Below are 358 nucleotides of genomic sequence, written 5' to 3' on the forward strand. Positions count from 1 at the left end.
GAAGAATGTAATCCAAAATAGCATCTGATGCATGCACGTCATGGACCTGCTTTTGCAGCGAGGCCCTGAGCATATTGTCTATCATGGTTGGCAGAGTTTGACCCCGTTCATGGTGAGGTTGTTGCAACATGGCTTTCTCGGCCTGCCAATTTGGGTAACCCAATTGAATACGCATCAAAAACCTGTCTAGCTGTGATTCAGGTAAGGGGTAGGTTCCAGCCTGGTGCAGTGGATTTTGCGTGCCTATTACAAAAAAAGGTGAGGGCAGCGTATGTGTCTGACCGTCCAGACTCACCTGACGTTCTTCCATGGCTTCAAGCAGAGCACTTTGTGTCTTGGGGCTGGCACGATTTATTTC

Annotated in this window: 1 protein-coding gene; it reads right to left on the bottom strand. The window is 48.6% G+C overall.

What is annotated here, in order from left to right; translation table 11 throughout:
• Positions 1–358 (bottom strand): AAA family ATPase (locus tag J0A66_RS22145; protein WP_206575998.1); only part of this gene is annotated, 358 nt, incomplete at both ends.

This window comes from Bowmanella dokdonensis, from assembly GCF_017254865.1.
GTDB classification, from domain to species: Bacteria; Pseudomonadota; Gammaproteobacteria; order Enterobacterales; family Alteromonadaceae; genus Bowmanella; species Bowmanella dokdonensis.